This is a genomic window from Actinoplanes sp. SE50/110 (assembly GCF_900119315.1).
In the GTDB taxonomy this organism is placed as follows: Bacteria; Actinomycetota; Actinomycetes; order Mycobacteriales; family Micromonosporaceae; genus Actinoplanes.
In genome coordinates this window covers 6,874,319-6,887,889 of record NZ_LT827010.1, presented here as the reverse complement: position 1 = coordinate 6,887,889, position 13,571 = coordinate 6,874,319, and the positions used below count along the sequence as shown (strand labels likewise).

General features: G+C 66.0%; 11 protein-coding genes. 6 read left to right on the top strand and 5 right to left on the bottom strand.

Going from position 1 to position 13,571, the window contains the following annotated elements; genetic code table 11:
- Positions 1-23 precede the first annotated feature (23 nt).
- From ACSP50_RS30725 to ACSP50_RS30710, 5 genes are all read right to left on the bottom strand, one after another.
- Complete coding sequence (locus tag ACSP50_RS30725) at positions 24-1,010, bottom strand: ROK family protein (protein ID WP_197688101.1); 987 nt, start codon at positions 1,008-1,010, stop codon at positions 24-26.
- Positions 1,007-1,993, bottom strand: coding sequence for a hypothetical protein (locus tag ACSP50_RS42620; RefSeq protein ID WP_014693201.1), 987 nt, complete (start codon positions 1,991-1,993; stop codon positions 1,007-1,009). The genes ACSP50_RS30725 and ACSP50_RS42620 overlap by 4 nt, the downstream gene beginning before the upstream one ends.
- Positions 1,965-3,599 (bottom strand): hypothetical protein, encoded by a 1,635-nt coding sequence (locus ACSP50_RS30720; RefSeq protein ID WP_043512502.1) that lies wholly within the window; start codon positions 3,597-3,599, stop codon positions 1,965-1,967. Before ACSP50_RS30720 ends, ACSP50_RS42620 begins: the two co-directional genes overlap by 29 nt.
- 4 nt (positions 3,600-3,603) lie before the next feature.
- Positions 3,604-4,893, bottom strand: coding sequence for a DegT/DnrJ/EryC1/StrS aminotransferase family protein (locus ACSP50_RS30715; protein WP_014693199.1), 1,290 nt, complete (start codon positions 4,891-4,893; stop codon positions 3,604-3,606).
- An 885-nt stretch (positions 4,894-5,778) separates the two neighbouring features.
- The gene (locus ACSP50_RS30710) at positions 5,779-6,273 is read right to left on the bottom strand and encodes a flavin reductase family protein (RefSeq protein WP_231956751.1); all 495 of its coding nucleotides are present in this window, start codon (positions 6,271-6,273) and stop codon (positions 5,779-5,781) included.
- 656 nt (positions 6,274-6,929) lie between these two features.
- Here ACSP50_RS30710 and ACSP50_RS30705 point away from each other — a divergent pair.
- From ACSP50_RS30705 to ACSP50_RS30685, 6 genes are all read left to right on the top strand, one after another.
- Positions 6,930-8,492 carry a class I adenylate-forming enzyme family protein gene (locus ACSP50_RS30705; protein WP_014693197.1) on the top strand — a complete coding sequence of 521 codons (1,563 nt, stop codon included), beginning with the start codon at positions 6,930-6,932 and terminating at the stop codon, positions 8,490-8,492.
- On the top strand, positions 8,489-9,730 hold the full coding sequence (locus ACSP50_RS30700; RefSeq protein WP_014693196.1) for a diaminopimelate decarboxylase: 1,242 nt from the start codon (positions 8,489-8,491) through the stop codon (positions 9,728-9,730). Before ACSP50_RS30705 ends, ACSP50_RS30700 begins: the two co-directional genes overlap by 4 nt.
- The gene (locus tag ACSP50_RS43205; protein ID WP_014693195.1) at positions 9,720-9,986 is read left to right on the top strand and encodes a phosphopantetheine-binding protein; all 267 of its coding nucleotides are present in this window, start codon (positions 9,720-9,722) and stop codon (positions 9,984-9,986) included. The genes ACSP50_RS30700 and ACSP50_RS43205 overlap by 11 nt, the downstream gene beginning before the upstream one ends.
- Before the next feature lie 17 nt (positions 9,987-10,003).
- Complete coding sequence (locus ACSP50_RS30695) at positions 10,004-11,191, top strand: acyl-CoA dehydrogenase family protein (RefSeq protein WP_014693194.1); 1,188 nt, start codon at positions 10,004-10,006, stop codon at positions 11,189-11,191.
- A 32-nt stretch (positions 11,192-11,223) separates the two neighbouring features.
- Entirely contained in the window at positions 11,224-12,159 is a 936-nt protein-coding gene (locus ACSP50_RS30690; RefSeq protein WP_157432810.1) for a GNAT family N-acetyltransferase, read from the top strand.
- Positions 12,160-12,349: 190 nt separating this feature from the next.
- On the top strand, positions 12,350-13,492 hold the full coding sequence (locus ACSP50_RS30685) for a nucleotidyltransferase family protein (RefSeq protein ID WP_014693192.1): 1,143 nt from the start codon (positions 12,350-12,352) through the stop codon (positions 13,490-13,492).
- The last annotated feature ends 79 nt before the right edge of the window (positions 13,493-13,571 follow it).

Here is a 13,571-nt window from a genome sequence, read left to right as displayed (position 1 = left end):
GGTGTACTTGACGTCCCAGGTTTTCATTGAATCGCCCTCCCGTTCCTTCGGGCGTATAACCCCGCCCCTTTCAATGCCTCGAGTCCGTCGCCATTTCCGATTTTGATACGTCGATCAAAATATCCAGAGTCACGGGACGTGACCTCGTACAACCCCAGCCGTGCAAGGTTCTTCAGAACGCTGTCCCGGTAGATTTCGCCGAGTTCGTCGACTACGCCGCCGAGCAGTACCGTGTGCCGAACCTGTGGATTCAGCGTGGCCTGATACAGCAGGACCGTGCTGAGCGGGAGAGTGAAGGCGTCAAGCAGCTCCAGGGCCAGTGCGTCACCGCTTCGACACGCTTCCCCGAAGGCGGCGATGTTCCAGTCGGGTCCAGCCAGTCGAGGCAACAACTGCTCGATCGCCCGGCCGGAGGAAAACGCGCTCACATGGTCCTGAACGCCGCATTCGCACACGGCGCTGAGATAGGTCCCACGCCAAGGGAAAGCGCTCGGCAGGTGCCCGATCTCGCCTTGAACCCCGTGGTCGGGATCGAGAGGGATATGGCCGGAGGCGAGATCTATCGTGCGGTATGCGATGCCGGAGCTGACGGTGAGCGCTGCCGCCATGGAGTCACTTGAGGCCGTTTCGTCCAGCAGCGACAGTGCCTGTGCCGAAACGTCGTTGACCACCGAGTACCGAACCGCGGGAAGCGCTTCACACAGCTTCTGCGTCAGCGGCAGCTCCCAGGTACCGGGCCCCCACAGGGGCGCGCTGCTCAGGACCAGGCCGGTGTGACCGTTGACTGCGGCGCCGATGGAGATTCCCACGTCAGTCGACGCATGTCGGACACATTCGTCGACGATGAACGAGACCATTCGTTGCTGCAGTTCGGCCACCGGCAGTTCCGGATGTGTCGCACGACTGATGGCAGGATACCTGCCCAGCAGAGTGACGCTTCCGTCGATGTGCGAAAGGCCGACTCGAAACCACGTTCCGCCTAGATCGAAGACAAGCACCGGTGTTGTCAACGCTGATCCGTCCCATCCCCCAGGGCAGTTGCTGTCAGCCACTTGTCCCGATCTGCGAGCAGCCCGACACGGTTCCACCATCCGTCAGAGCCTGCCTGCCAGATGGTGGGCCGACCTGGTCCGCTGTACATCTCGCACGCGGCGCCGAAATGCCTGATGATCTGCCAGGTGTCGACTCGCCGGCTTTTGGCAAGGTCGATCTCCACGAGGGGATCTGGATCTACGATGCCGGGCGAGACGGTCGCGTCGGATGTGGCCTCCGCCGCACGAGCATCGGTGGCGATCGTCGAGGCGAGGCGGGCGATGGCGCCTGCGACGTCGCGCGCTTCATCGCAGGGTTCGGCCAGCATTTCTGCGAACCTTCGCGCGCCGAGGAGAAGTCCGCCGTCGCGCACCACGTCCGCCGGTTCGTCGGCGGTGTGGAAGTAGGTCTCCACCCGACTGGGGCTGGCAAGGTGTGCGCGGAGTTCCCAGCCTTCGCGGTTCACCGGATCCGCAGGCCCCTTGACGTCTGCCATCAGCACGGTGACCGGTACGTCTATCACCGCCGCGGTGCGGCGGAACTGGACCAGGATGGACTGCGACCACGAGAACATCAGATCGAGTAGCGCCAGTCGCTCACCGGATGCCACGTTGAGCTGGTATCTCCAGATCTCCTCGTACTCCTTCGCGGTGATCTGAACCGGGAAGTATGCGTACGGGTGGCAGTCGAACCGACGCAGATACTCGAGAGTGGGTACGGCCTTCCCGGCGGCGATCGCGTCTGGCCGGAACATGCCGAGGCCGACTTGACGGATCTGCATACCCAGCCCGCTGTCGTCGGCATGGGTGGCTTGGGCGCAGGCGTAAAGCGTCTGACGGAAGCGAGCCTCTACGGCATAAGCGTCAGCCTTACCATCAACGGTGGTCAGCTCTTCACGAAGGAACCGGCGTGTATAGGCCGCATCAAAGAACCTACGGCTGTCCAGTCTGCCGGGCGACATACACCACTCCTCTCATGAAGTCCGGGACATACAGGAAGTCCGCCGTGGCGAACAGCGCCCGTGGCGGTTCTGCCATGTGGACCGGCCGGGGCGAGTCCGCGGGGTGGACCGCGAGCTGGGCACGGTGCCGCCATTTCGAGTCAAAGGTCGAAAGGCAACCCGGACTTTCTGAGGAAAGAAGCCAGCCATCGGGGATGGGGAGCAGGAAACGAGGGTATTCGATCGCCTCTTCTGCGTCGTCTCCGAGCACTGCCCGGAACGCCCCCGTGCTCGGTGCAGCCTGGAGCACCCGATGGTTCAGCGAGTCGACGACGAGTATTTCGTCCGTTCCCGTCAGCGGGAGGGTCTGGTGCGGGTCGGACAGTGGCGCCAGGTCTGCCAACGGGCTTTCGGTCCAGCGCCATGACACGGTGCCGTCAAGCGTGATCAACAACACGTCATTGAGGGAGCTGTCCGTCAACCAGAAGCTGTTCGCGTCGTGGTGAGCAAGATGGTGTGGATCAGCCAGAGCGACGGGACGACCCTGCCGATCGCGCACCTCCAGAGGGATCCCCGGCGTGTCCGCTGACAGGTGTCGCGGATGTTTACGAAGGACGCTGCCGAGGCCGTCGGCAACCAGCACGGCGTCGTCCACCACGATGGCGGAACGGGGCCAGCCGGGCACGGGCAGCGCCAGCGGCGGATCACCGGGAAAGCACAGAAGGCGGCTGTTGTTCGTGTCCGCGATCAGCAGCCGCTCGTCGACGGACAGGATTGCACGAGGGAACGAGAATTCGCCGGTGGCAGGCGTCGGCTCCGGGTGGGCGACGTTCTCGAGCGTCCACCTGTCCCTGTTCGCGGTCAGCAGGTGGAGGCTGCCCGCATACGCATCGGAGATCAGGGCATGTTTGTCATCCAAGGCTGTCATCGCACTCGCCGAACGCACGTGCGCGCCGGGAATGCTCGCCTGAATGACGTTTCCATCGAGATCGAGCGTGATCAGGTCTGAGGACCGCCGATTGGCGATCACGATCGTGCCGTCGAGAGCACAGCAGGCGATCGGCGTGAACAGCGCTGCTATGTCGGCACCCGGCTTGCCGCGTTCGCCTCGGCGCCAGAGGATCCTGCCGGAGAGGTCGAGACACTGAACCAGATGAAGATAGTCGTCGGTGACGACTATGCGCTCTGGTGAGGCGAAACAGGCGTCGCCCACGTGTGCCGCGTACTCTCGGTCGAGGGTCACCACGTGGCTGATCCGGTCGCCGATGAAAAGGACCAGGCTCGGTGGGTCGACCTCGTCATAGTCGTTCAGCGCGACAAGGCTGAGGTTCTCCGTCCACGCGGCGACCGCACTCACCCGCGTCCGAGCCCCGTTCGGCAGGCCGGCCAGGTGACGTTGAAGGTGCGCGGCGCGCGTCCGTCCCAGCTGCAGCGCCCACCAAGCTTCCTGCGAGTGCCAGTGACCGAACCGGAGCACAGGCTCGTCGCCGTGCGCGAGGTGTGCCTCGTGGACGCCGTCCGTAGCCTGGTCATGAAGAAAGACACTGGGGCCTTGGGACCAGAGCCTGTCCGGCGTCCACAACGGCGCGGCGCCGCCGGCCGGACGCACCGTGGCATCGAGTAGCACGACCTCAGGACCCCGTCGCCACCGAAGAGAGCACGGCGCCGTTGCGAAGGACCTTGGCGAACGCCGCGGCAATGTCGTGCATATCCGCCTCGTCGCCGAGCAATGCGGCGTGGTGGAAGGTAAGCACACGGCCGTTCGCCGCGTCACATTCGGGCAGCTCGAACCGGGATGTGTCCAACCTGCGGAGGTGGTCTGCGCCTAGTGCGAAACGACGCCTCGTCTCTGGACGGTAGAGCTTGCTTCGCGACAGCGTCAGGTAAGGCGGCTTCACCGGGAAACCCAGCTCAGCACTGATCGCCTCGCCTACCAGCTCACGCGGCACGCCCGGCAGCGCACCCTCCGGAAGCGAAACAGCGTACGCGTAATAGGTACGCGCCGTCGTACCTGAAGAAGTCTGCTGAGGGCGGCAACCGTCGTCGGCGAGAAGCTTGTCGAGCAGCATCGCGTTGCGTGCTCGAGTCGCGTTCTGTGCATCCAGCGCAGTGAGCTGTGCGACCAGAACGGCAGCCTGAAATTCCGAAAGGCAACGATTGCTGCCCATCTGCTCGCCGACCTGCTCCAGCTCCATCCATCCCGGCCTCGGAGGGACTTTTGCCAAGCACCGACCGTCGGCACGCAGTTGCTCCATCCGCCGGGCGAGTCCTCCGTCGGAGGTAATCGTCGCTCCGCCTTCGCCGCTGGTCAGGACCTTGCTGTGCTGCATGCTGAACGCCCCGACGGCACCGATCGTGCCGACCTTGCGGTCGCGATGGGCAGCGCCGTGAGCCTGCGCCGCATCCTCGATCAGGGTGATGTCGTACTTGTCCGCGATCGCGCTCAAGCGGTCCAGGTCGGCAACCGCGCTATATAGATGTACGGCGATAATCGCCTTCGTCCGGGGTGTTATCGCGGCCTCGACCGCGTCCGGGTCGATACACAGCGTGTCAGGGTTCACGTCGACGATGACCGGGATCGCGTTGACCGCCGTGATGGTGGACAGCGACGCCACCCACGAGATGCCTGGCGTAATGACCTCATCGCCGGCGCCGACACCGCAGGCCTCCAGCGCGATCATCAGGCTCGCCGTGCCGCTGGCTGTTGGAATGCAGTGCGCTGAGTCGTTATAGGCCGCAAACGCGCGAGCGAACTGCCGCTCAAACGACTCCGTGCCACGGTACGGGCCGCTGATGGCCCATCGGCCGGAGTGGAGCACGGTTTCCAGCGCCTGACTCGCGCCTTCTGCGGGACGTGGCCACACCGGCCAGGGCGCAGTTCGGACGGCCTCTCCGCCCCTGATGGCGAGCCTGTTCATCATTACCTCTCCTCACCAACGCACGCGCGGTACAGAAATGCCGCGCCGTCAAGACATGAAGGTGCATTAGCACCTGATCGCACGATTCGTAGATCGGCAGAATTTCGCAATCCGGCAGCGGAGTCCGACGCATCGGCCGCACGCCGGCGAATTGCATGCCGAAGGACACGCGATTCGCGCTGCGTTAGCGCTCAGTCAGACAGGCGACTGGCGCTGCAAAACCCCCGGCGCGTCGCCCCTTGGGCATACCGCCAAGGTTCTAACGCAATCTCGACAGAGCGAGAGCGTCGCCCTGCGCTTGGCCCGAAAGAGAATGCTCGCCATGGCCGTACACGGACGGTGACACGCTGCACTGCTTTGGCTCGCTCGGCGGACATGGGGGAGGCCAGAGACGGCCTGTACCGTTGCGATGAGTTTATGTTCGGGATCCCCGACCGCATTCTCCGGCCGTGCGGGGAAGCACGCGACGACGCCCTGGGCTCGCGACGTGACTCTGTTCCTGACGACGGCGACATTCACGTCCACCGAATGATAGCCCCGTGGTGACGCACACAAGCAAGAGCCCCCCGTTACGGAATACCGAATCCACGCCCGACTGATCCAGGCGCTCGGAGCAACCTACAGCAGAGATCAACCATCCTCCACCCGGTGGGGCCAAAGGGCGATAGGTGCGCCTCGGCCTGGACCACTGTGGAGGCCGGACCTGGATCGGTCTCGGCCGCCCGAGCCTCCTGCATCCTGCAGGGACTGGACACAAGAACCGTTGCGCCGCAATGACCCTCTACGGTGTACGCCGATGCCTGCCGCACCTGCTCGGCACCTGCCCGACCTGCCAAGCCCACCGCACGCAACCGAAATGCAGACGCCGTCGAAGACCGTGACAAGGCACTAGTAGGCAAGTGCCGTGTAGGTGCCGCCGTGCCGCATCAGCGGGCGCCCCTCCCGCCAGGCGAGACTGGTGGGCGTGGCCAGCACGATCGCGTGTCGGCCGGCCTCCACATAATGGGCGACCTTGCACTCCAGGTGCGCCAGGACTGACCCCAGCAACGGGCATCCCTGTTCACCCGGTCGCCAGTCGCCATGGATGGCAAGCCTGTCGATGCCGGGTGTGGCGAAGAGTCGAGCCACATCCTCCTGATCTTCAGAGAGAACATTGACGGCGATGTGCGAGGCGTCCCGTAAGGTCGGCCATGCTGATCCATCTTGACTCACACACACGGAAATCAGCGGTGGATCGATCTCCACAGAAGTGAACGACGTTGCGGTGAAGGCACGCGGTGAGTGCCCGGCAACAGTGACTACGCTCACAGAAAATGCCACCTGGCGCATAAGGTCGCGCAACTCACGCGTGCTGCCGTCGTGGTGAGGCTCGCTTCCGGACAACGTCGCATCGTCTCCTTGGTGTCGATGGCTGGGAGCATGGGCTTCGAGGCGTCCGGCCGGCACGGCGAGCGTGCTCTTCAGTGGACGGCGGCCGGCGATGCGGCCGGCGGGTCGACACACGACTGTCGTCGTAGGTCACCGGAACGGGTGCCATTCAAGCATCCCGGCGCGAGTGACGGCGCCCAGAGGGGTCGCGGTCGCGAGGCGACCGAGCTCAACGCCGACGGGCCCGGCGCCGATTCAAGCGACGTTTCGCCGGGATCTGCCGGCTTCCGCGGAGAGATGCGCCTGTGTCGGCCGCGCCGCGGTGGTGAACTTCAGCCGGCCGCGTTGACCGCATGTCGCGACGAAGGCCATCAAGCCCGCTGGGACCTCGGCGAACGGACCTCCCGCGCCCGGGCCGCTCGACACCGGCGCTCGGGAATCGATCCGTCGGGATTGGAGCGTGGTCGATGCGCCGCTGAGTCTTTTGTGTCGGGCGGGCGGCACCGGCTGGCCCGTGGTTGATATGATCTATATCGGTGCGAGCTCGCTGCGCCATTCGTCCGGCCCCACATTCATCATCGCGATGACGGCCCGTCCCCACGGACCGGCGGGTCGACCGACGATTCCGGTGACGGGGTCACCGGTACGCATATCCGATAGTCAGGACGGTTGTGGGGAACATACAGATCGATGAACACGCTGACCTCGGCTGCCCGCCGGGCCGCAGCGGGGACAATGGCGAGGACGCCTTATTGCACAGCGCTCTCGATGCGGCGGTCGCCAATAACGCTGAAGCTTCCGCCATCAACAACGGCACGGAGCGCTGGAGCTACTCGGAGCTGCAGCGGCAGAGCTTTCGCTTCGCGAACTGGCTGATCCAGCTCGGCGTGCAGCGCGGCGACCGCGTATTGGTACGGTTGACAAATACGCGCGAGTTCGCGGCGATCCTTTTTGGTTGCTCCCGCATCGGGGCTGTCATGGTGCCGATCAGCACAGAAATGAGACAGTTCCATCTGCGCGCGGTGATCGGGGACGCGGACCCGCGACTCGTGGTCACCACGGATTCCGATGTGCCGCTGATGAGCCAGGTCACCGAGCGACCGGTTCACGCGCTCAGCGCGGTCGTCGAGCAGATGCGGAAGCTCCCGATGACGGCGCCCGCGGTACCGACACCCGCACCGAATGACCTTGCGCTGCTCATCTACACGTCCGGTAGCACCGCGTTGCCGAAGGCAGTGGTGTGCCCGCACGCGCAGGTCGCCTTCGCCGCACATGCCATCGCAGCGGAGCTGGGCTACCAGACAGACGATGTCGTCCTGTGCCGCCTCCCGTTCTCCTTCGATTACGGCCTCTACCAACTCCTCCTGGCTTCCATAGCCGGGTGTGAGGTGTTCGTGCCGCCGGCGGACAGCCCGGACCTCCAGCTCCTGCAGTGGATCCGCCGACACGGGGTGACGGTCGTCCCCATCGTCCCGTCGCTCGGTCAGATGCTGGTCCGGCTTGCCGGACGGACCTCAGACCAGACGAGCCTTCGCATGATCACCAACACCGGCGCCGCCCTGAACGAGGACCTCATTCGACAGCTTCAAAAGGCGTTCCCGAACGTCACGATCAGGTTGATGTTCGGTATCACCGAGTGCAAGCGCGTCTCGATCCTGGAGGGCGACGGAGTGCTGCTCCGGCCGACCTCCGTAGGTCGCCCGCTCGGCGGTACGAGCGTCACGATCGTCGACGACGACGACCAGCCCCTGCCGCCTGGGCGGACGGGGCAGATCGTCGTCCGGGGGCCCCATGTCATGGCCGGCTACTGGAACGCGCCGGAGCTCACCATGCAGCGCTTCCGTCTCGACCGCGAGACCGGCACGGTCGCCCTTTACACCGGGGACTACGGGTACCTGGACGCGGAGGGATATCTCTACTTCGCGGGTCGGCGCGACGACCTCTTCAAACGTCGGGGTACCCGAGTCAGCGTTCTCGAGATCGAGGCCGCTGCGGTGGACATCCCGGGCGTGCGCGCGGCAGCGGTCCTGCCGCCCACCGCCGATGGTGACCTGGTCATGTTCGTGGACGCCGCACTGACGGGCCCGGAGGTCCTCCGGGAGATGTCGGTCCGGTTGGAGCCCGCGAAGGTGCCGTCGCACTGCCACGTCGTCGCCTCGCTGCCGTTGACCCCCAATGGCAAGACCGACAAGAAGTCGCTGGCTGACCACCTGCTGAAGGGCGCGACATCGTGAACCGTCGTGAGTTTGTCGAGCGGTTCGGCAGTCCGCTCTACGTCTACGACCTCGACCGGGTCGACGCTGCACTCGTGGATCTGCGGGCGAGCGTTCCTGAGCAGGCGACGCTGTTCTTCTCGCAGAAGGCGAACCCACATCCCGCTGTCGTCGAACGGCTCATCGCCGCCGGCTGCCGGGCCGAGGTGAGCTCCTCCGGCGAGCTGGCCACCGCGCTGGGTGTGGGCGCCGATCCGCGCGAGTGTCTTTACACCGGCCCCGGGAAGACGGCGTCAGAGATCGCCAACGCTCTGGGAAGCGGGGTGCGCCGCTTCTCCGTCGAATCCGAGGCGGACCTTGAGCGCGTGGCGTCAGTCGCGCTGGCGCACGGCGTGACCGCGGAGTGCATCGTACGGATCAACGGCCTGAGCCCCGCCGGAGCAAGCGGCCTGCGGATGACCGGCATGCCGTCGCAGTTCGGATTCGATCTGGCGACGTCGCCGCCGGACTGGAACCGCCTGCTCGCCACCCCGGGCGCCCGCATCGTCGGACTGCACTTCTTTCCGCTGACCAACGCCGTCGACCAGGAGAGCCTCTTCCGCGAGTTCGCCGCCAGCATCGACATGGCGGCGCAGCTACGCGACGAGCACCAGTTGGCGCTGGAGTTCCTCGACATCGGTGGAGGCTTCGGTTGCCCGTATGCCCAGCCGGGTGAACGCCCTACGTTCCCGGACCTGCGAGCCCAGCTCATCGAAGTCCTGGACGAGCGCATGCGCGGTTGGCGGGACGGTAGGCCGGAGGTCGCGTTCGAATCCGGACGGTACCTCGTGGGCGATGCCGGCACTCTCTTGTGCACGGTCACGGACGTCAAGGTGAGTAAGGGAAAGACGTATGCGGTGCTGGACGCCGGCATCAACCATCTGGGTGGGCTGTCCGGTATCGGTCGGGTGCTGCCCATGGCCCGCCCAGAGGTGGTCGACGGCAGCCAGGGCGGTCGACCGGAGAGAGCCGTCAACCTGGTCGGGCCGCTGTGCACGTCGGCGGACCTCATCGGCCGCGAAGTTCGAACCGCGGTACCGGAGCCGGGCGACATCCTGGCCATCCCGAACGTCGGCGCGTACGGCCTCACCGCGAGCCTCATGGGATTCCTGAGCCGGCCGGTCGCCACCGAGGTGGTGGTGCGGCGCGGCCATGAGCCGACTGCCTCACGTCTCGAGCTGCGCCGCACATCTATAGAGGAAGAGAACAATGACGCCTGACCTTGACCCGTCTTTCGTGCGGCTCCTACAACGCAGTCTCGGCGGTGCCGCCGAAGCGGAGCCGCTCCACCCGGACGCCGACCTCCGTGCGCTCGGACTGGACTCGATGGGAATCATCGGCCTCCTGGTCGACCTCGAGGAGGAGTTCGGCGTCAGCTTCCCGGATCACGCACTGACGTTCGCGACGTTCGCGACGCCGCGCACGCTGTGGAGTGCCCTCGCCGAACTCCGGTCACCCGTCGACGGGCTGGCGTAGACATGGCGACGCCTACCATGGAGCACACCCTGCGGTCCGACGTACGGCAGCGAGCCGAAGCGGTCCTGCCGACCCTCGCCGCGCACGCGACCCGGATCGACGCCGAGGCGTTGTTTCCGGTGGAGAGTCTGGACTGCCTCCGGTCGAGCGGTCTCATGGGTCTCCTCGTGCCCGTGGAACACGGCGGACTGGGCGGTGGCATTCCCGACCTCATCGAGGTGGCCGGCCTACTCGCCTCCCGGTGCCTGTCCACGGCCATGATCTGGGCGATGCACTGCCAACAGGTGGATGCCGTCGTCCAGTTCGCGGGCCCGCAGCTGCGCGCCGAGCTGCTGCCGCGGATCGCGGGTGGTGAGGTCTATCTGGGTTCCATCACTTCAGAGCGGACCAAAGGCGGCCATCTGTTCACCAGCGCGTCCCCGCTGGAGCCGGCAGGTGATGACTTCCTGCTGGACAGGGACGCGCCCATTGTCACCGGCGGCGCGTACGCGGACGGCTTCCTCACCACGATGCTCGCCGCGCCGGACGCGCCACCAACCGAGGTGACGCTCGTCTATGCCGATCGTTCACAGATGGCCATCGACCAACGCGGCACATGGAATCCACTGGGCATGCGTGGAACGCACAGCGTCGGCCTTCACCTCCGGGGACAGGTACCCGGCACCCAGGTGGTGGGGGAGCCTGGGGGGTTCCGCCACGTAGCGGCCAACAGCCTGGTGCCCCTCGCGCACCTCGGGTGGTCGGCCTGCTGGCTGGGCACGGCAAAGGGGGCTCTCCGGGAGCTGCTCGCGCTCCGAGCCCCCCACCGACCGCGTGGCCTCGATCCGAAGTCGGAACTCGTGGCCGCGCGCGTCGCCCGGGTCCGGATGGAGCTCGAGGTGGTGAGCACGTACCTCACCCGGGTGTGCCAGGAGGTGATGGAGCGTCGAGCAAACAGCCGAGACCTCGACGAGCCCGCCACGCAGATCCACCTCAATACCCTCAAGGTCATAGCGTCGGAGTCCTGCTTCCGCGCCATCGACGGCATCGTCGAGATCGCGGGCCTGGCCCAAGGGTACCGGCGCGATGCAGCAGTGCCTTTCGAGCGCTACTTCCGAGACCTCCGCTCGGCGAGCCTCAACTACGCCAACGACCGACTCCTGGTGGCCACCGGGGTACTGAGTATGCTGGACCGCTCGGTGCGCCTCAGCGGAGAGCAGACATGAGGGCGCAGTCCGAGGTACGGCATGGGCTGTCGATGCTCCTCGTCGACGTCGATACCGCCATCGAGACCGACTGGCACGGGTACGAGGGCCACGAGGACCTTGTACGGGTCGAGGATCCACCGGTCGAGGCGTGGGAGGCACTCGCCGGTGCGGGTCTCCTGCCCAAGCCTGAGTGGCTGACCTGGGTTGCCGACTGCCAGTCGAGCGAGGACGAGTTCCTCGGACGCATGCCGCGCAAGGAACGGCAAAGCATAGCCGCGGCCCGCCGGCGCGCCGCCGCCGACGGAGTGCGGCTCAGGCTCGGCGACCTCGACTCCACCTATCTGGATGCCTTTCTGCCTCTCTACGAGGCGAGGACTGCCGAGAAGCGCCATGGCTGGTCCGTCGTCAGCGACATCAGAGGCGACCTGTTGGCCGACGCGGCCGACTACTTCGTGGTCTCTGCGTGGAGGGGCGATGAGTTCGTGGGCGGATGCATCAACCTGGCACCTTCCGAGGGAGCCATGCGGATCCGGTTCTCCGCGGTCGACCAGTCCGGCCGGTATGCCAGTCTGGCTCGGGCGCTGTACCTGGAAGCCATTCGGGAAGCGCGCGTGCGCGGCTACCGGTCGGTCAGTCTCGGTACCGACCCGAACCTCTACGGGCACGTGGTCGAGCCCGGCCTGCTGCGCTTCAAGTCTCGGCTGGGCTTCGAGCCCAAGCCGTCGCATCAGGTAACCGGCAAGCCCGCCAGTGACTGCGCCGACCTGGTGCTCGGGTTCGCCGCGCTCATGGACCCGACGATCATGTTCAGTTACCGCACCAACGCGGTATCGTCCACGGCATCGGAGCTGCAGGCGGAGATCTACAGCTACAGCGCGGACGTCGCCGTGGACCAGCACACGGCAGCGTTGTCGTTCCCGGTTCGTAGACACGTGGTCGACAGGCGCCCGACCGCGTGCGCGACCGGCAATACGGCGCCCAGGTAACAACCGAATCGGCGGAAAGTGCCGCGTCACATTTTGGCTCACTCGGTCTCGCAAGCGACTGAGGGGCGTGGACCCACGCGCTTTCGCGGAGGTTCCTCCAACGAACGGCACTGAGAAATGCGCTGGGGGTATCGCCTCGGCCGACCCTTTGCGGGCCAGTCGCGCCTCGCTGACATGAAGTGGAGTAGAAGTGGTGCTTGCCCCCGTTCATCAACGCGCGCAGGAGTGGTCATTCCTGCAGGCTCTGTCGGTACTCGACGGGCGCCCCGGCGCACACGACGCCGCCCGTGCGCTCGCGGAGACCGAGCTGGACTTCGATTACCTGACCGTGCAGGCGCTCCGGCACCACCTTGCTCCCGCCATGTGGCGGTTTCTCGTCGACAACGGGATCGAGAACCGGTTGAGCGATCCGGTACTCGCGTCGTTCGGGAGCCTCGCGCAGATCTGCGACTACCGGACGGAGGAGCTGATCGACGAGGCGTCTCGCGTCGCGGACGCGATGGCCGCCGCCGGCGCTCGCCTCGCGTTCACCAAGGGCGTCGTGAACCAGTCCACCCTGTATGACAACTCCGGCACGCGGGTCATGGCCGACATCGATCTGATGATCCCGCCGGACAGCACCGCGATCATCACGGAAACCCTTACGAGCCTCGGGTACTCCGTCGCGAAGGAGTACGACGCGCGTACGAACAGCCTCGTGGACCTGCCCCGGTCCCGCCGCATGGTGTATCGGATGTACCCCGACCACCTGCCGCACTTCACGAAGCTGACGGGCAATCGGGCGCAGCCGCTGATCGAGATCGACGTCGCGTTCAGCCTCACCTGGTTCTCCAGCGCGTGGCAGATCCCGATGGACGCGGTACTACGCGATCTGGACTCGGTGTTGGTACGGCCGGGACGGTCCGACCGCACCCTTCCGACACTGACGCCGGCATATTCACTGCTGTTCATCGTGCTGCATCTCTTCCGCGAGGCGTGGTTCATCACGAAGAAGCCCGTGCGGCTGAACCAGTTCGCGGATGTCGTGCGCCTCTGGCGTCGGATCGGGGCGAACCACGCCTCCGAGATCATCAAGGTGGTGGAGGACAACGGCGTCGGCCCGGCGGTGGGCTGGGTCTGCCACCACGTCGACGCGATGTTCGATACCGATATGGCGGCGACGTTGGGTACGGAGCGGTATGCCGAACCGCGCTGGCTGACCAGCGGCGTCGCGGAGGACGGCAGCTTCGTGCAATGGCACGGCGACATGCGCGCGAGGCTCGCCGGCGGTGAGCCCGTCATCTTCACGCCGGCCGGGGAGCCGCCGTTCGGGGCGGCGGCGCGCGGGCGTTAGCGGTGCCCCTTCCACGTGGCGGGCGCCGTGCCGCCCGCCACGTGAACCCACCGGAGCGCCGTGGGGCAGCCCCACGGCC

What these genes read in the sequence shown, in the direction of transcription:
- ACSP50_RS42620 (WP_014693201.1), bottom strand. Translation starts at nt 1,993, where the DNA reads ATGTCGCCCGGCAGACTGGACAGCCGTAGGTTCTTTGATGCGGCCTAT.
- ACSP50_RS30715 (WP_014693199.1), bottom strand. Translation starts at nt 4,893, where the DNA reads ATGATGAACAGGCTCGCCATCAGGGGCGGAGAGGCCGTCCGAACTGCG.
- ACSP50_RS43205 (WP_014693195.1), top strand. Translation starts at nt 9,720, where the DNA reads ATGACGCCTGACCTTGACCCGTCTTTCGTGCGGCTCCTACAACGCAGT.
- ACSP50_RS30695 (WP_014693194.1), top strand. Translation starts at nt 10,004, where the DNA reads ATGGAGCACACCCTGCGGTCCGACGTACGGCAGCGAGCCGAAGCGGTC.
- ACSP50_RS30690 (WP_157432810.1), top strand. Translation starts at nt 11,224, where the DNA reads ATGCTCCTCGTCGACGTCGATACCGCCATCGAGACCGACTGGCACGGG.